The sequence below is a fragment of the Sphingomonas sp. PP-CE-3A-406 genome (genome assembly GCF_003688625.1).
Lineage (GTDB): Bacteria > Pseudomonadota > Alphaproteobacteria > Sphingomonadales > Sphingomonadaceae > Sphingomonas.
In genome coordinates, this window is record NZ_RCWY01000002.1 from 953,492 (window position 1) to 978,059 (window position 24,568).

The following is a 24,568-nucleotide window of genomic DNA, read 5'->3' on the forward strand; positions in this document are numbered from 1 at the left end:
CGCCGCTACGCGTCGCGGTCCCCCTCCCCGTTCCGGGGAGGATAAAACGGCGCAGCCACGTCTTCGCGCACCCGCATCAACCGCCCGGTCCCCCGATCCAGCAAAGCCCAGGTCGTAACCGCCTCCAGCTTCACCCGCCCGTCATCCCCGACAAACCGAACATGCCGATCGAACCGAGCACCCTTCGGCGCCCCCTCGACCCAGGTCTCGCCAACGACCGTCTCCCCCGCGACGACACTCCCGCGGTAATCGATCTCGTGCCGCGTCACGACACACACATACGCCAGCTTGTGCTCAGGTGGCGCCACAGCCTCCCAATGCGCAGTCGCGATGGCCTGGATCCACTGCACCCAGACCGCATTGTTCACATGCCCAAGCTCGTCGATATCCGCGTCCTGCGCCGTGATCGAGAGCGTGAACCGGCTCACCCCGCGACGCCCAGCTGCCACAGCACGAACGCGTGTTCCTCCGCGCCCTCACGCAGCGATTCGAACCGCCCCGACTTGCCGCCATGCCCGGCGCCCATGTTGGTCTTGAGCAGCAGCACGTTATCGTCGGTCTTCATCAACCGCAGCTTGGCCGCCCACTTCGCCGGCTCCCAATAGGTCACCCGAGGATCGTTCAGCCCGCCGCTGATGAACATCGGCGGATAAGCCTGCGCCTTGACGTTGTCGTACGGCGAATACGACCGGATCAGCTCGAACGCCGCCTCGTCCTCGATCGGATTGCCCCACTCCGGCCACTCGCCCGGCGTCAGCGGCAAACTCTCGTCGAGCATCGTGTTCAGCACATCGACGAACGGCACATCCGCGATCACCGCACCCCAAAGCTCGGGATCCGAATTGACCACCGCGCCCATCAGTTCGCCACCCGCAGACCGCCCGGCGATCGCGATCTTCCCCGCCGACGTCCACTGCGCGTCGACCAGCGCCTTCGCGACATCGACGAAATCGTTGAACGTGTTCGCGCGCTTTTCCAGCTTGCCGTCGAGATACCATTGCTGGCCAAGATCGTCGCCGCCGCGGATATGCGCGATCGCATAGGCGAACCCGCGATCGAGCAGGCTCATCCGCCCGGTCGAGAAGCCCGGCGGAATCGCATAGCCGTACGCGCCATACGCATAGAGGAACAAAGGCGCCGACCCGTCGCGCACGAACCCCGCCGGATACACGATCGAGACCGGGATCTCGGTCCCGTCCCGCGCGACGATCTTCAGCCGCTCGGTCGCATATCTCGCCGAGTCGTAGCCGCTCGGGATTTCCTGCACCTTGAGCATCGTCCGCTCGCCGGTATCGACGTCGTAATCATACACCGTCCCCGGCGTGACCATCGACTCATACCCAAGCCGCAATACGGTCATGTCGTATTCGGGATTGTCCCCCAGCCCGGCGACATAGCTCGCCTCGGGAAAATCGATCCGCTTGCCCTCGGTCGGCGTCTCGTACCGGTGGATCGCGATCTGATCGAGACCGTCCTCGCGCCCATCGACGACGAAGAAGTCCTGATAGCACTCGACCCCGGTCATGTAGAAATGCGGCGAGGCCGGAATCAGCTCGCTCCACGCATCCGGCTCCTCGACCAGCGCAGTGCACAGCCGGAAATTCGGATCGACGTCGTTGGTATGGATGAACAGCGTCCCGTCATGCTCGTCCACATCATATTCGCGACCCACCTTCCGCGCCGAAACCAGGATCGGCACCGCAAGAGGCTCGTGCGCAGGCAGCAGATACAGCTCGCTCGTCACATGATCGCTGGTCGCAATCACGATCCACTTGCGCGAGCTCGTCTCGCCGACGCCGACGCGAAAGCCCTCGTCTTCCTCGTGGAACAGCACGACGTCCTCGGAGATCGGCGTCCCCAACCGGTGGAACCGCGCATTGTCCGTCCGCCACTGCTCGTTCGCCAGACCATACAGGAAGCCCGCATCGTCCGCGGTCCAGACGATCTCGCTGAGCATCCCCGGGATCACGTCGGGCAGATGCTCGCCGGTATCCAGATCCTTGACCCGAACCTCGAACCGCTCGCTGCCATTGTCGTCGATCGCATAGGCGAGATAGCGCCCGTCATTGCTGATCGAGAACGCCCCAAGCCGGAAATACTCGTGCCCCTCCGCCAGCGCCGGCTCGTCGAGCAACAGCTCGTCGTCACCCCCTGCGACAGGTTTCCGCCACCATTTCTTGTACTGCCCGCCGGTCTCGTACGCGGTCCAATAGAGCCAATCCCCATCCTTCTGCGGCACCGAGGATTCATCCTCCTTGATCCGCGCTTTCATCTCTTCGTAGATCGTGTCGGTAAGCGCTTTGTGCGGCGCCATCTGCTCTTCGAAATACACATTCTCGGCGGCGAGATACGCGAGCACGTCGGAGTCATCGACCTCCGGATAGTTCGGGTCCTTCAGCCACGCATACGGATCCTCGATCGTCACGCCATGCGTGGTAAAGCTGTGCGGCCGCTGTTCGGCGATGGGGGGCGTGGTCATCCCGGTGTGTTAGCCGGGCAGCCGACGGAAGCCAACGCCCGTCCCCGTGCGGGATACGGACCCGTCCGCCACCCGAAACCCCCTAACAGAGCGTTAAGCAGAGTATGAAGAATTTATTGCCGTTGTGGACCTAAACACACCGCAGGTTCGCCTAGAATGTGTGTTGTTTACAAAGCGGAGAAAATAGATTGCTGTGGTTTCAGGAGGTTGCGCCGATCCGTCAGAAGATGATGATCGCGTTTAGCGGTATGACCCTCTTGGTCGCGCTTGGCGTGATGACGACCTTCGTGGCGGCGGTTGCGGGCTACCCGATCGTCGGTCTGGCCCTGGGAGCCGCGATCACGATCGCTGCGGGTTGCGCCGGTGCCCGGATCCGAACGGCCGTGTGCGATCCGTACGTCTCCACCGTCGTGCGCATGGAAGCGCTCGCCAAGGGCGACCTTGACGCGCCGATCGCCCACACCGCGTATCGGGATTGCGTCGGGCGGATGACCAAGGCGATGTTCTCGTTTCGAGAGACGGCGGCGGCAAGGCTCAAGCAATCCGCTGCGCAGGACGAGATGATCGCGGTCTTCCGCGACCACCTCGAAAAATTCGGCCGTGGCGATCTGACCGCCAGCATCACTGCCGACCTGATGCCGGAATATCTGCCGTTGAAGACCGACTTCAACGCCGCGATCGACTCGATGCGCAACCTGATCGGTTCGGTATCGGACAGCGCGGCGAGCATCCAGACCGGCTCGGGCGAGATCGCCCAGGCCTCGGAAGATCTTGCCCGGCGTACCGAGAGCAATGCGGCGTCGCTGGAGGAAACCACCGCCTCGGTGACGCAGATGGACGCGCGGCTCCGCGCATCGGCGGCAGCCGCGACCCGCACCGTCCAGCGCGCGAACCAGACCATCGCGACGGTCGGCAGCGGGCGAACGGTGGCGGAAGAAGCCGTGCAGGCTATGGGGCGGGTGTCGGAGAGCGCCAAGGGCATCGACAGCGTGATCGAAGGGCTCGACAAGATCGCGTTCCAGACGCGCGTGCTGGCGATGAACGCCGCGGTCGAGGCGGGCCGTGCGGGTGATGCAGGGCGTGGTTTCGCCGTGGTCGCCGACCTCGTCTCGGCGCTGGCGATGCGCGCCGAGGAAGAAGCCAAGCGGGCGCGTGATCAGCTGACCGTGACGCAGACCGAAGTCGTGACCGCGGTCGAGGCCGTGACGCGCGTCGATGGCGCGCTGAGCACCATCGTCGACGACGTCGCCGAGGTGCACGAACTGCTCGCGACGATGGCCGCGGACAACCAGGCACAGTCGGCGGCGATCACCGAAATCTCCACGGCGATCGGCACGATGGACCAGTCGACGCAGCAGAACGCGGCGATGGTCGAGGAAACTTCCGCCGCCGCCCGCAATCTCGCGAACGAAGTGCGATCGCTGTCCACCCAGGCCGCGAGCTTCAAGATAGCGCGCGGCGATGGTCCACGGTCGACCGCACGCAAACCGGACTACGCGTCGCGAGCCGCCTATGCCTAACCGGTCGACCGTTCGATCAACGGCTCATGAACGGCAGATCCGCATCGCCACCGCGTCCAGCTCGCGATCGTAGCTGGCGCGCTCGGCCGCGCTGAGGAAGCCCTGTTTCTTCACGAAACGGTCGGTCGCATGACGCACCGCCTCGACCTGCTTGAACAGCGTGTCGGCCTGTCGCTGCGTCAGCCGGCGTGCCTTGCGGGCGGTGCCGAGGTCCGCTTCGAGGATGTTCGCGCGCATCGATATATGCGCCTGTCGGGCATCCTTGATGCTGCCGCCGGTCTCGGCCTTCAGCGTGTGTTGGGCGCGAATATCGCAGCTCGGATAGGTCTGCTTCAACGACTGCGCGTCGGCACCGCCAGTAGCGAAAATCGGGGCAGCGACGGCGAGGGCTACGGCAAACACGGCTTTCATCGGACACTCCTTGCAGCATCGCGGATCGATGCGGCACGCCGTGTACGCCCGGCAAGCTGAACGGCGCCCGTGCGGCGGGCATCGTGACCGAAGGGTACGATACCCGACCACGCTCGATAGTCCGGATCGGCCTCTCGTTTCGCGATACTGTCGCCCGGAACCGACCAAGATGCTATCGCGCTGCTTTGCCGTCCACGCGCCATTTCCAGACCAGAGAGTCCGCCCCATGCCGACCCCGACCGACCGCCTCGCCGCCCTGCGCGCGCAGCTCGCAACCGACCGTCTCGACGGCTTCGTGATCCCGCTGACCGACGAGCATATGAGCGAATATGTCGGCGGGTACGCGCAGCGGCTCGGCTGGCTGACCGGGTTCGGCGGGTCGGCCGGGACCGCCGTAGTCCTCGCCGACCGCGCCGCGATCTTTACCGATGGCCGCTACACGATCCAGGTCCGCGACCAGGTCGACGGCGCGCTGTGGGCGTATGCCGACGTGCCCCAGACCAGCCCCGCCGCGTGGCTCGCCAAGCACGCCCCCGAAGGCGGCCGCATCGGCTACGACCCGTGGCTTCACACCGGCACCTGGGTCGCGGAAGCCACCACAGCCCTCGCCGACCGCAGCGCCACCCTCATAGCGGTCGACACCAACCCCATCGACGCGATCTGGACCGACCGCCCCGCCCCCTCCCCCGCCAAGCTCACTGTCCAGCCCGACCAGTTCACCGGCGCCTCTTCCGCCGAAAAGCGTGCAAAAATCGCCGACTGGCTCTCCGAGCAGAACGCCGACGCAGTCATCCTCTCCGCACTCGATTCGATTGCCTGGGCGCTCAACATCCGCGGCGGCGATGTCGATCACACCCCCGTCGCGCTGTCCTACGCGATCGTCGGCGCGGACGGCACCACCGACCTGTTCGTCGCCCCCGACAAGCTCGACGACGCGGTCCGCCAGCATCTCGGCAACGCGGTCCGCCTCCATGATCGCAGCGCGTTCTCGGCGGCCCTCGCGACCTATACCGGCAAGCGCGTCGCCGCCGATCCCGAACGCGCGGTCGCCGCGATCACGCAGGCGCTGCAGGCGGGCGGCGCGAAGATCCTGCCGCTGCGCGATCCCGTCGTGCTGGCAAAGGCGATCAAGAACCCGGTCGAGATCAGCGGCCACCGCGCCGCCTCCGCCCGCGACGGCGCCGCGCTAGCGCGCTTCCTGCGCTGGGTCGAGACCGAGTGCGTGAAGGGGGGGCAAACCGAACTCAGCGCCGCCGCCAAGCTGCTCGCGTTCCGCGAACAGACCGGCGTCCTGAAGGACACGTCGTTCGACACGATCTCCGCCACCGGCCCGCACGGCGCGATCCCGCACTACCACGTCACCGAGGAATCGAGCGCGCCGATCGAACCGGGCCAGCTCTACCTGATCGACTCCGGCGGCCAATATGCGGACGGCACCACCGACGTCACGCGCGTCATGCCGATCGGCGAACCGACCGAAGAGATGCGCGACCGTTTCACGCGTGTCCTCAAGGGCCATATCGGCATCGCCACCGCGGTCTTTCCCGACGGCACGATGGGCGGCCAGATCGACGCGTTCGCGCGCCGTCCGCTCTGGGAAGCCGGCCTCGATTTCGGCCACGGCACCGGCCACGGCGTCGGCGCGTATCTCGCGGTCCACGAAGGCCCGCAGCGGATCGCCGCGCCCAACTACCCGGGCGGCGCGGCGTTGGAGCCGCTGCGCGCCGGCATGATGCTCTCCAACGAGCCCGGTTACTACAAAGCCGGCGAATACGGCATCCGGATCGAGAACCTGATCCTGATCGAACCCCGCGCGATCCCCGGCGCCGACCGCGCGATGCTGGGCTTCGAGACGCTCACCTTCTGCCCGATCGAACGCACGCTGATCGAGCCGACGCTGCTGACCGCGGCAGAGCGCCAATGGGTCGACGACTATCACGCGCAAGTGCTGGCGGTCCTGACCCCGGAAATGACCGACGCGGAGGATCGCGCCTGGCTCACCGCCAAGTGCGCGCCGCTCAGCTAGACGGCTCGTCCTTGGTCGCAGGCGCAGCCCCGACGGCCCGCGCCTGCGCCTTTCGCCGCCGCAGGTTCTCGCGCAACGCAGCCGCCATGCGCTCGGCCTTCTCCGCCGCCTTTCGATCCCGATCGTCCATAAATACGCCCTATATCGGGCCGCGATGCCTTGACAACCGCGCCGCCCTCGTCTCTTAGCCCCACTCCGCCGGCAGCGATGCCGACGAGTGCTGCCGTAGCTCAGTGGTAGAGCGCATCCTTGGTAAGGCTGAGGTCGTGAGTTCAATCCTCACCGGCAGCACCAGTATTCCCCGGCTGGTCGACGTATCGCAACGACGTCGACCAGCGCGGACCACCCCCATCACAGCACCGCTTACGGCTTCCTGAATTTGTAGACGAACTGGTCGGTCTTGCCGCGGATGGCAGGGTCGAACACCGCCTTGCTGTGGTCGTCGGCCGGGTTGCGCAGCACCGGCGACTGGCCGACGAACCTGAACCCTGCCGCCTCGACCTGCGTCTTGACCGCGGCCGGATCGATCCGGTGCCGCGTGCTGGTGCCGGTCATGCCGGTGCCCGGCGCGTCGGCATGGTCGATCACCACATAGGTGCCGCCGCGCTTCAGCATGCGGAACACCGCGGTGTCGAACGCGCGCAACGCGGGCTCGCCCGCGCCATCGTTCGGGATGTCGTGATAATTCTGCACCGTCCAGAACAGGTCGACGGGCTTGGGCGAGGTCGGCAGGTTGGTCGCCTGGACCTCGGCGGTCACGTTGCCGAGCGCGCGTGCCTGCAACGCCGGCAGCGACTTCTCGGCATATTTGGCCCCTGCCGCCGGCCACACGGCATAGACATGCCCCTTGGGCCCGACGATGCCGGTGAAGATCCGCGTCCAATAGCCTGCGCCCGGCAGGTAATCGACCACCACGTCGCCCGGTTTCACGCCTGAGAACGCCAGCACGTCGGCGGCCTTGCGGCGCACGTCGTCGCCCTGCTGGTCGGCGCGTGCAGGGTCCGCCAGCGCCTTGGTTATGACCGCATTCGCCTTTTGCGCAGCCACCGGTACGGCGGCGGCGGCGATCGCCACGACCGCGCCCATCAACATGACCTTCATTGTCCGTCTCCCAGCGGCCGACGCCATCGCCAAGCCTGCGCGCACGATCGTACCGTCGCCGCCACTAGTCCAGATGGTTCTCGCCGATCATGACGATTGCCGGGTCACCGCTCGCCGAACAGTTCGCGCTGCGCCTTTTCCAGTTCCTCGGCATAGCGTCGGCGGACGAACGATTCGGACAACAGCCCGAGCACGCGCCGATCGTCGTCGAGCACCGCCAGTTCGTCCGCGCCCGAGGCGTCGAACCGCGCCATGACTTCGGTGATGTCCATCGCCGGCGCGAGCGCGGCCTCTTTGTTGATCGCCAGCCCGCCGACCGGCGCCTGCGGATCATGACCCTCGGCGTAGGCGGTGGGCGTCTGGACGATCCCGGCATAGCGCGCGGCATCGTCGACCAGGACCGCACGGCTGGTCGCACCGAGCGGGACCTGCCGGCGGAACTCCGCCATCGTCAGGTCGGCGCGCATCACCTTGGTCTCGCGGCGCATCATCCGCCCTGCGGTCAGCGTCTTGACCCAGCCGACGTCGCGCGCGCTCTTGATCGTCTCGCCGCGCAGGTGAAGCCGCCACGTCGAGAAGCTGTAGCCGAACGCCTCGCGCACGATCGTCGACGAGACGAGCACGGCCGCCAGCACCGCGCCGGTCGCCGCGAAATCATGCGTTGCCTCCAGCACGAGCATCACCATCGTCATCGGCCCACCGACCACCGCGACCGCGAGCGCCGCCATCCCGACGAGCGCGGCGTTGCGCGGATCGATCACGTCATGCCCCACGACCGCGGCCATGCTGCCGGCGAAGAGATGCCCGACCAGCGTGCCGAGAAACAGCGATGCGAAGAACAGCCCGCCGCGAAAACCGAAGCCCAGCGAGACGATCGACGCCGCGCATTTGGCGAGGAAGATCGTCAGGATGAACAGCAACGGCGCGCCGACCGCGAGATCGGCGTGGAGCGCGCCGTGCCCCGCCGACAGGACCTGCGGCGACATCAGCGCGATCGGGATCAGCAGCATCCCGCCGACCGCGGGTCGCGCCCAGTCGGGCAGGCGCAGCCGCCGCGTTCCCGCCTCGACGAAGCCGACCGCACGCATCAGCGCGATACCGATCACCGCACAGATCGCGCCGAGCGCCGCATAGATCAGATAGTGATGCGATTCGGTCGCCATCGTCGACGCCGCATCGATCACATAGGGATGGATACCGAGCTGCTGCGCGACCAGCGTGCCGGCCAGCGCGGCGGCGATGACCGGTGCCAGCGCAGTCGGCGTATACGCGCCGATGACGATCTCGAACGCATAGAACGCGCCGGCGAGCGGCGCACCGAACGCCGCCGCGATCGCCGCGCCGGTGCCCGCCCCGACCAGGTTGCGCAGATCGGCGCGCCGCAGCGTGAAGGCGTTGCCGACGACCGACGCCACCGCGCCGCCAAGCTGCGCATAGGCGGCCTCGAGACCGACCGAGGCGCCGAACCCGTTCGACAGGATCGTCTGTCCGGAGATGATCAGGCTGTCGCGTACCGACATCCTGCCGCCGTGGAGCGCATTCGCCTCGACCGCGTCGACCATCCGCCGCGTTCGCGCGCGTGTTGCCCAGGAGAATGCTGCGAGGACCGCGCCGCCCATCGGCAGCACGAGGAGGACCGTCATCGGCAACGCCGGTACCGCGCTGAGACGCGCGCCGAGCGGCAGGTCGAACAGGACGCGTTGCATCGTCCGCGCGATCGCCCCCTGGAGGACGCTGAACAGCCCGGCCCCGGCGCCGACCACCGCCGCGAGCACAACGAACGCGACTTCACTCGCGCGGACCCGCCGGCGGACCCATTTCAGAAGGACGGTAGCGTGCAGGGTCGATCCTCGAACGGAGTTACCGTGAGGGCCTTAATCGGTCGGGGGGCGGGCGAATACCGGGTTTCTGCGGCGGGGCATCGTCCGCCTCGGACCGCCGCTCCGCTCGCAGCGATCCTGTCCCATGCGTGCCGATCACGAACGCCCGATGCGGCGCCCTGCCGCCCACCCAACCGTCATTCCCGCGGAGGCGGGAACCCATAAAGGCTAACCTCGCGGCACTATCGCAAGGCTAGCCACTATGGATCCCCGCCTGCGCGGGGATGACGATTTAGCGTGGGTGGAACTCAAGTCGTCAAGGGCACCCCAAAGAGCGCCCGATACTTACGACAGCGCCTTCACCAGTTCCTGCGCCGCCGCCGCGGAAGACGCCGGGTTCTGCCCGGTGATCAGCAAGCCGTCGCGCAGGACATGAACGCCCCAGTCGTCGGTCTTCGAATACACGCCGCCCTGCTCCCTGAGCATATCCTCGACGAGGAACGGGACGATATCGGTCAGCCCGACCGCCGCCTCCTCGGTGTTGGTGAACCCGGTGACCTTTTTACCCGCCACGAGCGGGCTGCCGTCCGCGTTCTGGACGTGACGGAAGACACCCGGCGCATGGCAGACCGCGGCGACCGGCTTGTTGGCCGCGATCGCGCCTTCGATCAGCGCACGCGACGTCGCGTCCTCCGCCAGATCCCACAACGGGCCGTGGCCTCCGGGATAGAAGACCGCATCGAAATCGGCGATCGACACCGTGTCGAGGCGGTGAGTCGCCGCGAGCAGCGCCTTGGCCTCGTCGTCCGCTTCGAACCGGCGCGTCTCGGCCGTCTTCGCACTCTCGTCGTTGCTTTTGGGATCGAGCGGCGGCTGGCCGCCCTTGGGCGACGCCAGCGTGATAGCCGCGCCGGCTTCCTTCAGCACGTAATAGGGCGCGGCGAACTCCTCGAGCCAGAAGCCGGTCTTCTCGCCGGTATCGCCGAGGCGATCATGCGAGGTCAGCACCATCAGGATGTTCATGTCTTTCTCCATCGCTCACTCTATCGAGTGCGCCAGATGGGGGCGACGGCGCGGATTACCATGCGCGGTGTGCGGCCCCCGGCAGCGCGCGGCCTGCTTCGTGTCCCGAAGACGACGGGCCGAACGGTCAAGGGCGAGCGTGGATCGCTCCACGCCCGCCCCCCTCGCCTGCATTATTAACGGCTTCGGTCAGAGTCCCCAGGACAGTCGGACATAGCCGAACTGCCCAGGCACGTCGTACGTGGTCGGATCATAGTTCGGCCCGGTGCAGCTGAAGCACGCCGGCGGATCCTGGTTGAAGACGTTGTTCACGCCGATCGTCAGCCCCAGCCGGCGTTCGAGCCAGTCGGGCGTCAGCGTCAGCTGGACGTCACCATAGAAGGTGCTGTCGAGCGTCTTGCCGTCGGCTTCCTTCACGCTCTTGATGTAGCGGCCGGTGAACGAGGCGCGCGCCAGGCCGATGTCCCAGTCGACGACCGCATTGCCCTTGAACTTCGGATAGGACTGCTCGGGCGACCCACGCGTCGTACCCTGGTAGTTGGTGGTGGTGAAACCGACCGTCGCGGGGAAGCTCTCGGCGTATTTCAGCAGGATGTTGCCGTTGAGCGAAAGCCCGAACGTCCCGGCCGAGGTCTGCGGCGAGCGGTAGACCGCGGTCACGTCGACACCACGGGTGCGGATGCCGCCGATGTTCTGCAACTGCGCGTTGATCCGCGAGATCAGGCCGTTCGGCGTCCGGGAGATCGCCGCGCAGCTGAGTGCGTCCGCGGCCTGCGCGCATCGGCTGAGCGTCAGCGTCGCATCGGTCGCGGCGATCGCGTCGTCGACCTTGATGTCGTAGTAATTGCCCTCGATGCTCAGCTGGCTGGCGATCCCGCTGGTCCGTGCCCAGCTCGGCGCATAGACCGCGCCGAACAGCCAGGTCCGCGACGTCTCGGGCTTCAACGCCTTGTTGCCGCCGGTCAGGACGCTGAGCTGACCGCCATTGGGCTCCTGATAGCTGCCACTCGCAGGGACGCCGTTGGCGATGCAGTTGGTGCGAACGGTCGCCGACGACTGGTAGGGCGATCCGGCGACGTTGGTGCAGGGATCGTCGATCGACGCGTCCGATCGCGATTCCGCGCCGAACAATTCGCCGATGCTCGGCGCGCGGAAGCCTTGCGCATAGGACGCGCGCAACAGCAGGTCGCTGAACGGTTTCCACAGGCCGCTGCCGGTATAGGTCGTGTTGCTGCCGCTGATCGAATAGTTCGAATGCCGCACCGCACCGCCGATCTCGAGCGACTGGATGAGCGGCGTGTTGTGGATCAAGGGCACGCGCAACTCGGCATAGACCTCGTCCGAATCGAAATGCCCGCGCGCCGGTTGCGCGGGGATGTCGGCGCCAAGCCCGGCGGTGATCAGGGGATCGGGCGTGAAGCTGCCATACTGGACGCGGTGCTCATAGCCCGCGGCGAGGCCGACGGCGCCGGCAGGCAGGTCGAACAGTTCGCCCGAGATGTTGGCGGTATAGTCCTCGAGACTCTGCGCGCTGCGCGCACGCTCGTCGAACGCGATATAGCCAAGCATGGCCGGCGTTACCGAACCTGCGCCACCGAAGATGTTGAACGGTACGCACGCCCCGGTGCAGTTCGCGACCGGACCGAGCGCCTGGGCGAGATTGGCGGCGTTGATGTTGCCGGTGAACAGCTGCTTGGCGTCGTTGAAGCCGAAGACCGCGTTGACGTCCCAATAGAATTTGCGCTCGCCAAGATGGAACGAGCCATCCAAGGTGGCGGTCGCCGACATCGTATCGACGGTCTGCGAATAGGTGCGCTGGCCGGCTTCCACCAGACGGCGACGGACCGTCGAATAGTTTGCCGGACCGTTGCCGGCGCCCCCCGCCGACAGCGTGTAGCCGAACGGGTTGTACGGATTGGTGGCGTCCACCGAGATCGTGTCGAGCAGATTGCCGTTGCCCGCATCCGGCCCGATCACGAGCGGCAGGAACGCCGCCTGGTTCTGCGAATTGCGGCGCGTGTAGTTCATCTTCACGCGCAGGTTCACGGTATCGGTGAGCTCCTGCTTGGCGCTGACGAAGAAGCCGTACCGCTCGGACGGAGTCAGGAAATAGTTGTAGGGCGAGAAGTTGAAGCGGTCGGCGGCGGTGAACTCCTTGAAATCGCTGTTCGGGCCGGTCGGGTTGGCGGCGTCGTAGCGTGGCCGCCCGAGGATAGGCGCCGACTTCAGCGTCAGGTTGCGGCCGCCGACCTGGAAGAATCCGTTGGGGGTCGCGCCCGAACAGCCGCCGATCGGCTCCTCGCAGGCGCGCTGGCCGGGATTGGGAAACTGCGAGATCTTGCGATCGCGCGTGCTGACCGCTTCCTGCTTTACGTAACTGCCGCCGAACACCACGCTCGTGCGCGGCGCCTGGATGCCGTAGCTGACGTTATAGTCCTGCGTATGGCCGTCGCCCTGGCGGAACGTGCCGAACTGCGCGGATGCCTTCAGCCCCTTCTGCTGCGACTTGGTGATGATGTTGACGACGCCCGCGAGCGCGTCCGAGCCGTACAGCGGCGACTGGCCCGATTGCAGCACTTCGATGCGCTCGATCGACCCGACCTGGATCGTGTTGAGATCGACGGTCGAGGGGATGCCGCTCGCCGACGCGCCGTTGACGAAGCGAAGCCCGTCGACCAGCACCAGCGTCCGCTTGGCGGTTAAATAGCGCAGGTCGATCTCGGCCGAGCCTGCACCGACGCCGCCACCGTCGGGCGGATTGCCGATGTTACCCGAATTGTTGACCTTCGAATTGAGACCGCCAGCCGCGCTGGGCAGGCGCTGGAGCACGTCGGCGACCGACGACAGCCCGGTCCGCTGGATCGATTCCGCATCGACCGTCACGACCGGTGAAGGCTGATCGAGCGGGCTGCGGCGGATGCGCGATCCGGTGACGACGATGTCCTCGCCGGGCGCCTCGGCGGTTCCTGTCGCCGCTTGATCGGCTGGAACCGATGTCACGGCCTGCGCATGAGCCGAGGCCGCGGCCAGCATCGCCGCCAGCGCAAATCCGCCGGTGCCGAGACGCAAAAAGCTCTTCGATGTTCGCATAAATCCCCCCGTGTGAAACCTTACGCCACCTCCCCAGGTGTATCATTATGATCCAAGAATGCCGCATCCACGCAATCAAGCAAGACAATATTACAATTCGAAGCATGTTTGCTGCGAATAACCTCGATTACGTTGCACACGGGTAACGCGGTCCGAACCCTGTTTCCGCGCTGCGACTGAGGCGCGGAACAGGTCCGGCGTGCGGGTACCGCATCGCGTTCACGCCCGATTGTCGCTACCACGCGATCATGCCGCGCAACCGCTATTACCAGGGCCCGCCGAGCGACCATTTCGATGGCGTGCGGTTCTTCAATCCCGGGCAATCGCCGACCGATCGCGGTCTCGGCGACGTGCTTCGGTGGAAGCTGGCGCGGGGTGCGGCGCGGTGGCCGAGTTCGGTACCCGTAAACCCTGCGAAGCCATCGCCGCGGGTCGATGGCCTGCGGATCACGATGGTCGGGCACGCCTCGCTGCTGGTCCAGGTTGCCGGCCGCAACATCCTGATCGATCCGGTCTGGTCGGAACGGGTCAGCCCGGTCTCGTTCGCGGGACCCAAGCGCGTCGCCGCGCCGGGGATCGCGTTCGATGACCTGCCGCCGATCGACGTCGTGCTGCTCAGTCACTGCCATTACGACCATCTCGATGTGGCGACGCTGCGGCGCATCCAGGCGGTCCACGCGCCGCTGATGGCGATGCCGCTCGGCAACGACACGATCGTTCGTGCCGCGATCCCTGATGCCAGGTGCATCGTCGGCGACTGGTGGGACCGGCTGTCGCTCGGCAGCGACATCGCGACGACACTGACGCCCGCGAGCCATTGGGCGAACCGCTGGCCGAACGACGTGCGGATGGCGCTATGGGCGGGTCATCATCTCGACACCCCCGCGGGCACGATCTGGTTCGTCGGCGATACGGGCTACGGCGATGGCGCGATCTTCCGCGAGGTGCGCGCGCGGCTGGGATCGCCCGACGTCGCGCTGATCCCGATCGGCGCGTATGAGCCGCGCTGGTTCATGGCGGACCAGCATGTCGATCCGGCCGAAGCGGTCGACATCTTCCGCGATGTCGATGCGCGTGGTGCATTGGGGATTCACTGGGGGACGTTCCAGCTCACCGACGAGGCGCGCGATGCGCCACCGCTTGGGCTCGCGACGGCGCTGGCAGCCTTCGATATTCCCCCGGACCGGTTCGTCGCCGCGGTGCCGGGGGGCGTGTACGACTTCTAGCGGACCGCAGCCAGGCGCCCCGACAACACGCGTTCGAACACTGCGACTGGGCAAAGCTCGCCGCCGCATCCGGGGACCCGCAGCGGCGCTACGGTCATCGCATGGCCGCCCGATCGCAGCGCCTCGGGGGACTGCGTGCGGTAGGACACGCGGACGAACGCCCGCCCGCTCCGCGTCTCGCGGACCCGCTCGAACAGCAGCGCCCCACCCGGCGGCACGTCGTTGGTCGCATAGCCCAACGTGACGAGATCGACGTCGAGCGCCGCCGCCAGTGCGGTGACGTTGGTGTCGTGCCCCATCAGCACGTCGAGCTTGGGTCCGCGTTCGAGCGACTGCAACACGCGGCGGCCGAGCAGCGCCGCCTGATGCGCCGCCATGTACGGCGGCCGCGTGAAGACCGCAAACAACGCGGCGTGCAGCGCGCCCAGTCGCTTCAGCCCGGCGGCATCGACACGCCCCCAGCCGACATCGCGCGCGGGCAGACCCTCGACATATTGCAGCAGCAGGACCTGCGCGACGCCGGACGTGCCGCGGATCGGCCCCTCCAGCGTGATGCCGTGCCCGTCGTCCTCGCCCGACACGCGCGGCGGCCCGCCCGGTACGCAGCCGCTGCCGCAGCCGAGTACGCGGTCGAGCTCGGCGATCTCGCGTGCATGCCGCTCCATCAACGCGGTCATGCCGCCGGTGGAGCGCTCGATATCGGCGATCGCCGCCTTCGCATCGAACGCGGTCGCGTGCGCACGCAACGGCTCGAACATCGGGTCGACCGTCCCGACCGGGCGATGCTCGACCGCGATCGCGCAACCTGGCGCAAAGCCGCGCGCGTAATCCACGCCGCTGTCGATTGTCCGCTCCGAACTGTTGCTCGCGATCCGCAAGGCTCCCGCCGTCGGACAGCCCTGCGGATCGAGCAGGCCCTTCGCGGCGAGCCATTTGCGATCCTCGCCCGCGACGATCTCGAGCGCGCGCGCGCCGTGCGGGGTGACCCGGCTTTCGGCAACGCTCCATTGCGGCCAAGGCGTCGCGGTGCGCGTCCCGTCCGGCACTTCACCCGACAGCGGCGCGCGGATGCCGTGCCGCATGAGCAGCACCGCGCGCTCGGTGACGAAGGCCGGGCGCGCCGGCGATTGCGCCGTGCTGCCCGTGAGCGCGAACCCGGTGCCGAGCACCACGGCGAAGAGGGCCGAAAGCTTCATGTCAGGGCGCAACCTTGCACGGCGTGGTGACCAGTACCGGATTGCACCGCGCCATCGCGCCGCCGGGCAACGTCACCGCGAACTTCAGCCCCGCCGGATCGGGCGCGCCCGGATAATAATCGGTGCTGACCGCCTGCGCGCCGCTGTCCGCCGCCGCCTTCGCCTTCGCCAGGTCGTGCGCCCGCGCCTCGACGGTGTTGGCGTCGGTCCGCGTCCGCACGATCACGCCCGCCTTGACCAGATCGCGGATCCGCGCGCCATCGACCAGCGGATCCTGGACGATCTGGATCGCGCTCTCGGGCTCGCCGTCGGGATACCAGCCGAACATCGCCCGTCCGCGCAGCGAAGGATGGGCCGTCCGGTACGCATTCGATACCGCGGGCCGCACGTCGAACAGGATGTAGATCCGCCCCCGCGCAGCCTCCAGCGTCGGCCAGCCCTTGTCGTGCACCGCGCCCGCCAGCGTCGCCGCGTCACCGCGGACCTCGTCGGGCACGATCAGCCGCCGTCCCGGTATCGCCTGGCGGATTTCGCGATCGAGCGAGTCGAGCAAAGTCGCGTCATCGAGCGGCAACGGCGCCGCCACCAGCGGCGACTGCGGCGTATCGGCGGCGTTGATCGTGATCATGATCGGCAGGTGACGCGAATGCGCGCGCGACCACGCGGTCACCTCGCCGAGGCAGCGCTGCAGCGTCACGCAGGTCGAGATATAGTCGATGTCGGGAACGTGAAACGACTTGTAGCCCGGCCGCAGCATCGCCGCGCGGTTGAACGCGGTCCTCTCGCCGGCTGCTTTGGCGATCTGCTCACCCTTGGGGTTCGCGTACCGGCCGCCCTGGGGATCGGCGAAGATGTCGATCTCGATCTGCCGCAGACCATGATCGAGCTGCGCGGACAACGGCAGGTGATAGTAATCGAGCGCCGCCGCGGTCTTCGGATCGCGCTGGCGCAACGCAGCCATCACCGCCGCCGGGATCTGCGCCTTGAAGCTGTTGTGCGACCCGACGACCTGGATGTCGTTCATCCGCAGCGGTTTAACGGTCTGCGCACCGACGCCGCTGGCGACGACGAGCGCGGCGAGCATGGCATGACGGGCGCGCATCAGAACTGCGCCCGCACGCCGAACAGGATCGTCCGGCCCCAATAGTTGATCTCGCCGAAGCGGTTCTCGTCGTCGTTATACGTGTAGAGATGCGCGCCCGACAAGTTGATCCCCTCCAGACTGAACGTCACCGAGTCGCTCGCCTTGACCGAGATGTTGCCGTCGAGCGATCCGAACGGCGCGGTATAGACCGGCGCCTGCGTCGTGCTGCCGGTGCCCGACAGATAGCGGTCGCGCCAGACATAGGACAGCCGCGTCGACAACGGCCCCTTGTCGTAGAACCCGACGATGTTGAAGCTGTTCTTCGACAGTCCGATCAGCTCGTCGCGGATCGGCCGCGCGCCCGCGGTGTAGCTCGCCTTGACCGAGGTGTGCGTATACGAGGTCTGCACGCCGAACCCGTCGAACGGCGCCGGCAGGAACGTGAAGACCTGGTTGTACGCCGCCTCGACGCCGTACACCTTGGCATCGCCGCCATTGACCTGCGTCGACAGCAGCACCGAGCCGCGGCCGGGGATGTCGATGTTCACGTTCTGCTGCGTGATGTAATCGTCCATCGCCTTGTAGAACACCGCACCGGTCAGTGATCCCGCACGGTTGAAATACCATTCGAGCGAGCCGTCGAACTGCGTGGCCAGGAACGGCACCAGCTGCGGATTGCCGCCGCTCGCGGTCGGCGCATCGGTCGAGACGGTGATCCGCGGCGCGCTGTCGGTGACGTTGGGCCGCGTCAGCACGCGGCTGGCGGCGAGACGACCGACCAGATCGTGCGTCAGTTCGGCGCGCAGGTTGAAGCTCGGCAGCCAGTTGTTGAACGTCTTGGGAAAGCTCGCCGGGGTCGCGACGTTGCCCGTCGTCAACGTGCCGCTCGCGACCTGATCGGTATGGACATAGCGGATGCCGATATTGCCGGTGACCGGCACCGCGCCGGCATCGAAGCCGTAATCGGCGCGCGCATAGGCGCCCAGCACCTTCTCGGTGACGACGAACGACGAGCGCAAATCGCCCGGGGTCAACGCCGATGCCTGCACCGCCGGGGTGAAGAACGCGTCGAGATAGGCCTGCGTCACCGGCACCAGGAAATTGCGCGGCGTGTTGCCGGGGACGCCCTTGAGAAAATCGCCGTACGGCAATTGCTCGTACGCGCCCGTGCCGAGGCTCGACAGCGGGGTGTTGGGCGCCGGATTGACGATGAAGTCGCGCCGCGCATAGTCGCGCTTGCGCCAGTGATACTCGCCGCCCGCCGCCAGCTTGGTGATGAAGCCGTCGAAATCATGCGCGAGATCGGCGCGCGTAAAGAAATCCCAGTCCTTGCTGTTCTTCGGCGCGATATTGAACTGGTACAGCTGGTAGTTCGCGGGGTTGGTCGGATCGACCGGCGTGGTGAAGGTCGGGATCGCCTTGTAGCCGGCCGACGCATCATAGGTCAGCGGCGCGAAGAACATCGCCCGGCTGCGCACCGTGCCCTCGTCGTAGTTCGGGTGATAGCTGTGTGCGCTCGACCAGTTGACCGCACCCGAGGCGTGCCAGGCATCGGAGTACCAGGTCTGGCGCAGACCGATGTTGAGCAGGTCGTGCCGGTTGAGGCTGTATTCGCGCGACGCCATGAACCGCACGTCGTTGATCGTCGCGGCGATCACCGTGTCGCCATCGAGCTTCACGCTGGACGGCACGATGACGGGTCGGTGCCCCGACACGCTGGAATCGTCAGGGTACACGTCGAGACCGAACTCGTCATAGGCCACGTCGAGCCGCGTCGCGAGGACGTCGAACGTCGTCTCGAATTCCGCATTCGGCTTCCACTGCGCGGACAGCATGCCCGAGATGCGCTTGCGATCCTCGGTCTCGATCGTCGGCCGGGTCCGCGTCGGCGTGTACAGCCCGGCAGGCAGCCCGCCCGATGCGGCCGACGTGAACTTGTCCAGGTTCCAGCCGAAGTTGATGAAACGATCGTTGCGAACCGACTTCGCCCAATATTGCGCGCCCGCGAGGATACCGAACGTGCCGGCGGCATTCGCGAAGCTGGTGATCAGCGTCGCGTTCGGCTTCACCTTGTCGGTCTGGCTCGTATAGGTGCCGCGCAGATTGACCGTCGTCTTGGTGCCGACATCGAGCGGGTGGAACGTCTTCACGTCGATATTACCGCCCAGCGCGCCCTCGGTCATGTTCGCGGTCGGCGTCTTGACGACATCGATGCTCGAGGTGAATTCGGCGGGCAGCATCTCGAAGCGGAACTGGCGGCCATTGGCGCCGCCATTCTCGATCAGGTCGTTCAGCGCGACGGTGCTGCCGTTGAGCAACGTGCTCTGGAACTGAGGCCCGAGGCCACGGACGCTGACATACAGCCCCTCGCCGCGCGGCCGCGTGATCGTCACGCCCGGCACCAGCTGCAACGCCTCGGCGACGTTCTGCGTCGGGAACTTGCCGATGTCGGTCGAGCTGATCGAGTCGACGCCGTAATCGGCGCGGCGCTTGGTCTCGGTCGCCGCCTTCAGGCTGCGCGCATAGGTGCCGGTGACGACGATCTCACCCGCGTCGTCGCTGCCCGCGGTCGTGCCCGTCTGCGGATCGACCGCTGCCTGATCCTGCGTCGTCGCGGCTGATGTTTGCGCCTGTGCCGTAGCGGAACCCGCGACCAGGATGAGCGAAACCGATGCCCGAAGCAGGCCTTTGAAACTACGCATTGAAATGACGTCCCCTGCGGCCAGTGTGCCACCACCGGCGCCACTAGGTCCGTTCCGGGTCAGTTTCGCGAAGGCTTTGCTACAGTCTCGTTACGCACGGCAATGTTTCGCCCGATCGTACATATTATCCGGTCAAATCGCTGGACCGGTTTCGCGGTAATGGACAAAGCTATGCATTGTCGTCGTCCCGCCGCTCCGTCATGCTGCCGCCAAAGGGGACGATCACATGGTCACGGTACGCATCGCAGTCTTGTTGCTGGCTGTCTCGACGTCGGCGTCCGCGATCGCGCAATCCGATCCCCCGGTGCCGGCCAGCGGGTCTGCGCAAGGGGATGTGTCCGCGACGATCTACACGAACGATATCGCCCTCATCCAGGATATCCGGCGCCTCGATCTCCCCGCCGGTCGCACGCGCCAGTCCTTCCCCGACGTCAGCGCGACGATCCGCCCCGAAACGGTATCGCTGAGCGCGCCCGACACGACCGTCGTCGAACAGAATTTCGATTACGACCTGCTGACCCCGTCGAGCCTGATGGAAAAGGCGGTCGGCGAGACGATCACGCTCGTCCGGACCAATCCCGCGACCGGTGCCGAAACGCGCGAGCGGGCGAAGGTGCTGGCGGTCAACGGCGGCGTGGTGCTGCAGATCGCCGACCATATCGAAGTGCTGCGCGACGACGGCCTGCCGGTCCGCGCGATTTTCGACAAGATCCCGACGAATCTGCGCGCCCGGCCGACCCTGTCGGTGACGCTCGCGAGCACGCGCGCCGGGTCACGGCTGGCGACACTCTCGTACCTGACGCGCGGGCTCGGCTGGCAGGCGGACTATGTGACGCTGTTCGACGACAAGACCGGGACGATCGACGTGCAGGGATGGATCACGCTGCGCAACGCGACCGGCACCAGCTTCGACAGCGCGAAGACGCTACTCGTCGCGGGTGAGGTCGCCTCCGATGACGACAACCAGACCTTCCGCCCCAACCGCCGCTCTGCGCCGATGCGGCGCGCCGGCACCGAAAGCGCGAACCGCGAACAGCTCGGCGATTTCTACCTCTATCCGCTCAAGGAGCGCACCACGATCGCCGACAAGCAGACCAAGCAGGTCAGCTTTCTCGACGTCAAAGGCGCGAAGGCCAGCGCGGGCTACGAATATCGCAACGCCTGGCTCGGCACGCAGACCGAACCGCAAAGCGCGGGCAGCATGCTGCGGTTCGCCAATTCGGCCGCCGGCGGCCTCGGCGATGCGCTGCCCGCCGGGACGGTCCGCGTCTATGTCCGCGATCAGCGCGGCCAGCCGCAATTCACCGGCGAGAACCGCATCGAGCATACCCCGCAAGGCTCGGATATCAGCCTGCGTACCGGCGACGCGTTCGACGTGAAGGTGCTGCCGGTCGTGGAAGCGCATACCCGGTTGTCCGAAGATCACTGGCGCACGACGATGCGCTACACGCTCAGCAACGCGCGCGCGAAGCCGGTCGTGGTCGACCTGATCCAGGCCGGACTCGACTGGTCGTGGACCGATACGCGCGTTCGGGCCGAGAGCCAGAAGAGCGAGCGCCAGAATGCGGACAGCGCCCTCTGGCATGTGACGGTGCCCGCCAACGGAACTGCGGTCGTCACGGCCAGCTTCGACACCCGCAACTGATGCGCAGTGTCGTCGCCCTGCTGGCGATGCTGGTCGGCGTTCCGGTCATGTCCGCCACGGCGCAAGCGGATAGACCAACCTCGAAGACCGTCGCCGCGTCGCCCCCGCGGCACGTATCCGTCACGGTCTATCGCAACCCGCAGCGCGAGCGCGGTCAGGCACCAAATCTGCGGTATCTCGGCGGTTTCGCGGTGGTGACGGAGACCCGGACGATACGACTGCCGGCGGGCGAAGCGGTGGTGACGTTCGCAGGGGTCGCGGGCGGAATTATTCCCGCCAGCGCGATCGTCACCGGACTGCCCGGCGGCACCGTCGAGAAGAACCGCGATGCGCGGCTGTTGTCGCCGGCCGCGCTGATCGACGGATCGCTCGGCCGCCACGTCACACTGACCCGCACCTCGCGCGCGACCGGCGCGGTACGTAGCGAGGATGCGGTGATCGTCGCTGGCCCCGCAGGCGGGGTCGTCGTGCGGACCGCGCAAGGCGTCGAAGCACTCGGCTGTTCGGGTCTTCCCGAAAGACCGGTGTACGCGAAGATTCCAGCGGGTCTGTCGGCGCAACCCGTACTCAGCGTGACGACCCGCACTCCGCGCGCGACGACCGCGACGGTCACCGTCTCGTATCTCGCGTCCGAGTTCGACTGGGCGGCGAGCTATGTCGCGACGATCGCCGCCGATGGTGGCACGCTCGATCTGTTCGCGTGGATGACGCTCGCCAACGGCAATGCGGAAAGCTTCGCGAACGCCGATGTCCAGGTCGTCGCGGGTCGCCTCGAACGCCGCGAGATCCGCACGTACCGCGACGCCGTCGCGCGTCTGCGCCTGGAATGCTATCCGCTCGGCACCACGACATCGGATCTCGAGACCGTAGGCGCGCCCGAGCGCGACGAGATCGTCGTGACCGGGTCGCTGATGGGAGCGCCGGTGATGATGAGAGCCGCACCAGCTCCGCCAGCACCGCCGCCGCCGCCGCCGCCGGAGGACCTCGGCGACCTGAAACTCTACCGCGTACCCGAGCCCGTCACGATCGCCGCGAACCAGATGAAACAGGTCGCCTTGCTGAGCCGAAATCGCGTGCCATTCGAGCGGCGCTATCGCAGCCGGGTGCAGCCCGGCCAGACGCTCGCGGCTACGCCGCTGCAGATCGAACTGCGCATGCAAAACGAAACGCGCGCCGGGCTTGGCCTGCCCCTCCCCGCCGGCTCGACCGCGTTATACGTCGAGCGTGACGGCGCGCGCGGGCTGATCGGGCTTGGTCGCGCCGCCGATACCCCCACCGGTCAGCGCTTCACGCTAGCGGCAGGCACGAGCCCGGGGGTCCTCGTGCGCCAGGTCGGTGACCGCACGGGCCACGCCGTCGTCACGCTCAGCAATGCCAACCCGTTCCCCGTCGCGGCGGAGATCGGTATTGGCGGTGCCGGACAGAAGGCGTTCGAAGCGCCGACCGCCGCGCTCCGCCGCGTCGACGGCGTCCAGACCTGGACAGCGACCGTGCCGGCGAACGGAACCGCGACCTTAGGCTATGGCTATTGAGGCGTCCTTACGGCCCGCCACGCGCCAACGCCGATAGCCGACCACCGCCAGCACGATCATCGCCGCGTACAGTCCCGCGGTCGGCAGCAATCCCTTGAACACGAACATCCCGACATAGAGGCTGTCGACCGCGATCCACAGCAGCCAGCTGGCGGCGTGGCGGCGTGCCGTCCAATATTGCGCGACCAGACTGAAGCTGGTCAGACCCGAATCCATCCAGGGCAGCGCCGCATCGGTATAGCGGCTCGTGAACCACCCGATCGCGATCGCACCGACCGCGCCGGCCGCCAGCCCCGCGGCCAATCGCCCTGGACGTAGCGGCGCGACGACGACTTCGCCCGCATCGTCCTGACCCTTCGTCCAGGCGATCCAGCCATAGACGATGGCCAGGCCGAACAGCGCCTGGAGCACCATGTCGGCATACAGCCGGACGTCGAGGAACAGTTTGAAATACAGCGCGCAGGCGACCAGGCTGACCGGCCAGCACAGCATCCGGCGTGTCGCGGTCAGCCAGATGCCCGCGAAGCTGACCACGACCGCGACGATCTCGAGCGCGGTCATCGATCGTTCGCCGCGACGTCGATGGCCCGCAGGAAGTCCTGCCCCGCGGCCGCGCGAAACCAGTCGGCATGGCCGATCAGATAGCCGTCCCACGCCAGCGCGGCGGAGGCAGGATCGGCGACGACGCTCGTGAAGTAATCGATCTCCGACAACGCGAACTCGACATGGACCAGCGGCACGAGGCGGACGATCGCGGTCAGGTCGGCACGGCTCAGCGGCGCGATTGTCCCATAGCCTGCCAGCAGCGCGCGCGCCGCTGCCGGATCGCCGATCGCGTCGTCCTCACCTTGCCCCAGGTCGAGCCAGCGGATCACGGTACGCTCGATCGCGGTTGCGATATCGTGGACCGCACAGGTCCGGTCGGCGAGCCCGAAATCGAAGATCGTCGCCACGCTGTCGTCTTCCGCCCAGAGCAGATTCGACGGATGCCAGTCGTTATGCGTCCACAACGGCGCCTGCTCCGCCAGCAGGGTCGACAGCCCCTCACCCAAGGTCGCGAACAGCGGCGCGAGTTGCCGCTGCCAATCCCGATCCGCCAGAAACGCCGCCATCGCAGGACGCGCCGCGACATAGTCTTCGGTCGCCGCCATCGGATCGCTCGCCGGAAGGATCGTGAAGCTGGCGACGAGTGGTTGCCGACGACGTGCCGGCGCCTCGAAGCCGCGCGCCGCCCGGTGCAATGTCGCGAGCGCGACGCCGGCGGCATGCGCGTGATCGAGCGACAGGAACGGCGTCCACGACATCCGGTCGCGGTACAGATCCGCCCCCGGCGCGGTGCGATGCAGTTCGTACCGCCAATCGCTGACCGCGACCGCACTCGATCCGTCGATGGCAGGCACGAGGTCCGGCACCGAGACGCCGTTGGCCGCCAGATGCGCGATGAACGCATGCTCCTCGGCCAGCCCGTCGAGCGCGCGCAGACGATGGTCGTGCCGTTTCAGGAAAAATACACCATGCGTCGTCTGCACCAGCGCGGCGGCGGAAAACGGTCGCGGGGAGTGCCAGCGCAAGTCCGTCAGCTTGCCCGCGCTCGGGAACAGCGCGAGCGCCTTTCCCGCGTCGTCAGCGGTGATCGCGGGCCAGGTCGGCGCTTCCCATTCGGTGCCCATTCCGTGGACGAGGTGGCCTGCGGGCGAAGCCGTCGACGTCATC

18 protein-coding genes and 1 tRNA gene are annotated in these 24,568 nt (G+C 67.0%); 6 read left to right on the forward strand and 13 right to left on the reverse strand.

Annotated elements, in window-relative coordinates; all coding sequences use genetic code 11:
* Positions 1-5: 5 nt before the first annotated feature.
* Together C8J44_RS10810 and C8J44_RS10815 are read right to left on the reverse strand one after the other, a co-directional pair.
* On the reverse strand, positions 6-428 hold the full coding sequence (locus C8J44_RS10810) for a thioesterase family protein (RefSeq protein ID WP_121904469.1): 423 nt from the start codon (positions 426-428) through the stop codon (positions 6-8).
* Positions 425-2,479: a S9 family peptidase gene (locus C8J44_RS10815; protein WP_060525759.1), complete on the reverse strand. Its 2,055-nt coding sequence runs from the start codon at positions 2,477-2,479 to the stop codon at positions 425-427. The genes C8J44_RS10810 and C8J44_RS10815 overlap by 4 nt, the downstream gene beginning before the upstream one ends.
* Positions 2,480-2,706: 227 nt before the next feature.
* Between C8J44_RS10815 and C8J44_RS10820 the strand changes: the two genes are divergently transcribed.
* Positions 2,707-3,999, forward strand: coding sequence for a methyl-accepting chemotaxis protein (locus tag C8J44_RS10820; protein ID WP_082444239.1), 1,293 nt, complete (start codon positions 2,707-2,709; stop codon positions 3,997-3,999).
* Positions 4,000-4,023: 24 nt separating this feature from the next.
* Here the strand turns inward: C8J44_RS10820 and C8J44_RS10825 are convergent, their stop codons facing one another.
* Positions 4,024-4,410, reverse strand: a complete 387-nt coding sequence (locus C8J44_RS10825) for a hypothetical protein (RefSeq protein ID WP_060525761.1) — start codon at positions 4,408-4,410, stop codon at positions 4,024-4,026.
* Between the two features lie 226 nt (positions 4,411-4,636).
* Between C8J44_RS10825 and C8J44_RS10830 the strand changes: the two genes are divergently transcribed.
* Positions 4,637-6,436, forward strand: coding sequence for an aminopeptidase P family protein (locus C8J44_RS10830; protein WP_121904470.1), 1,800 nt, complete (start codon positions 4,637-4,639; stop codon positions 6,434-6,436).
* On the opposite strand, the gene C8J44_RS18480 is transcribed toward C8J44_RS10830, so the two are convergent.
* Positions 6,429-6,566 carry a hypothetical protein gene (locus C8J44_RS18480; RefSeq protein ID WP_165899554.1) on the reverse strand — a complete coding sequence of 46 codons (138 nt, stop codon included), beginning with the start codon at positions 6,564-6,566 and terminating at the stop codon, positions 6,429-6,431. The two genes, C8J44_RS10830 and C8J44_RS18480, sit on opposite strands and share 8 nt — an antisense overlap.
* An 89-nt stretch (positions 6,567-6,655) precedes the next feature.
* Here C8J44_RS18480 and C8J44_RS10835 point away from each other — a divergent pair.
* Positions 6,656-6,730: transfer RNA gene (locus C8J44_RS10835), tRNA-Thr, on the forward strand.
* A gap of 69 nt (positions 6,731-6,799) precedes the next feature.
* Here C8J44_RS10835 and C8J44_RS10840 read toward each other — a convergent pair.
* From C8J44_RS10840 to C8J44_RS10855, 4 genes are all read right to left on the reverse strand, one after another.
* Complete coding sequence (locus tag C8J44_RS10840; RefSeq protein ID WP_121904471.1) at positions 6,800-7,537, reverse strand: class I SAM-dependent methyltransferase; 738 nt, start codon at positions 7,535-7,537, stop codon at positions 6,800-6,802.
* A gap of 104 nt (positions 7,538-7,641) precedes the next feature.
* Complete coding sequence (locus C8J44_RS10845; RefSeq protein ID WP_404969198.1) at positions 7,642-9,312, reverse strand: chloride channel protein; 1,671 nt, start codon at positions 9,310-9,312, stop codon at positions 7,642-7,644.
* 390 nt (positions 9,313-9,702) lie between these two features.
* Positions 9,703-10,380 (reverse strand): type 1 glutamine amidotransferase domain-containing protein, encoded by a 678-nt coding sequence (locus C8J44_RS10850; protein WP_121904710.1) that lies wholly within the window; start codon positions 10,378-10,380, stop codon positions 9,703-9,705.
* A 189-nt stretch (positions 10,381-10,569) separates the two neighbouring features.
* Entirely contained in the window at positions 10,570-13,470 is a 2,901-nt protein-coding gene (locus tag C8J44_RS10855) for a TonB-dependent receptor domain-containing protein (protein ID WP_259466804.1), read from the reverse strand.
* 248 nt (positions 13,471-13,718) lie between these two features.
* Between C8J44_RS10855 and C8J44_RS10860 the strand changes: the two genes are divergently transcribed.
* A complete protein-coding gene (locus C8J44_RS10860) occupies positions 13,719-14,696 on the forward strand; it encodes an MBL fold metallo-hydrolase (protein ID WP_121904473.1) in 978 nt (325 codons plus the stop codon).
* On the opposite strand, the gene C8J44_RS10865 is transcribed toward C8J44_RS10860, so the two are convergent.
* Genes C8J44_RS10865 through C8J44_RS10875 form a run of 3 tightly spaced genes read right to left on the reverse strand, consistent with a single transcriptional unit; the run spans position 14,693 to position 19,678 of the window.
* Positions 14,693-15,892 (reverse strand): histidine-type phosphatase, encoded by a 1,200-nt coding sequence (locus C8J44_RS10865; protein WP_259466805.1) that lies wholly within the window; start codon positions 15,890-15,892, stop codon positions 14,693-14,695. The two genes, C8J44_RS10860 and C8J44_RS10865, sit on opposite strands and share 4 nt — an antisense overlap.
* A 1-nt stretch (position 15,893) precedes the next feature.
* A complete protein-coding gene (locus tag C8J44_RS10870) occupies positions 15,894-16,994 on the reverse strand; it encodes a phosphatidylinositol-specific phospholipase C1-like protein (protein WP_259466806.1) in 1,101 nt (366 codons plus the stop codon).
* Positions 16,994-19,678: a TonB-dependent receptor gene (locus C8J44_RS10875; protein WP_121904474.1), complete on the reverse strand. Its 2,685-nt coding sequence runs from the start codon at positions 19,676-19,678 to the stop codon at positions 16,994-16,996. The genes C8J44_RS10870 and C8J44_RS10875 overlap by 1 nt, the downstream gene beginning before the upstream one ends.
* A gap of 226 nt (positions 19,679-19,904) precedes the next feature.
* Here C8J44_RS10875 and C8J44_RS10880 point away from each other — a divergent pair, with 226 nt between their 5' ends.
* Both C8J44_RS10880 and C8J44_RS10885 read left to right on the forward strand, forming a co-directional pair.
* The gene (locus C8J44_RS10880; RefSeq protein ID WP_121904475.1) at positions 19,905-21,323 is read left to right on the forward strand and encodes a DUF4139 domain-containing protein; all 1,419 of its coding nucleotides are present in this window, start codon (positions 19,905-19,907) and stop codon (positions 21,321-21,323) included.
* Entirely contained in the window at positions 21,323-22,855 is a 1,533-nt protein-coding gene (locus C8J44_RS10885) for a DUF4139 domain-containing protein (protein WP_121904476.1), read from the forward strand. Before C8J44_RS10880 ends, C8J44_RS10885 begins: the two co-directional genes overlap by 1 nt.
* Here C8J44_RS10885 and pnuC read toward each other — a convergent pair.
* Together pnuC and C8J44_RS10895 are read right to left on the reverse strand one after the other, a co-directional pair.
* Complete coding sequence (pnuC, locus tag C8J44_RS10890; protein ID WP_121904477.1) at positions 22,838-23,416, reverse strand: nicotinamide riboside transporter PnuC; 579 nt, start codon at positions 23,414-23,416, stop codon at positions 22,838-22,840. The two genes, C8J44_RS10885 and pnuC, sit on opposite strands and share 18 nt — an antisense overlap.
* Positions 23,413-24,567, reverse strand: coding sequence for a phosphotransferase enzyme family protein (locus tag C8J44_RS10895; RefSeq protein ID WP_259466807.1), 1,155 nt, complete (start codon positions 24,565-24,567; stop codon positions 23,413-23,415). The genes pnuC and C8J44_RS10895 overlap by 4 nt, the downstream gene beginning before the upstream one ends.
* Position 24,568 lies beyond the last annotated feature (1 nt).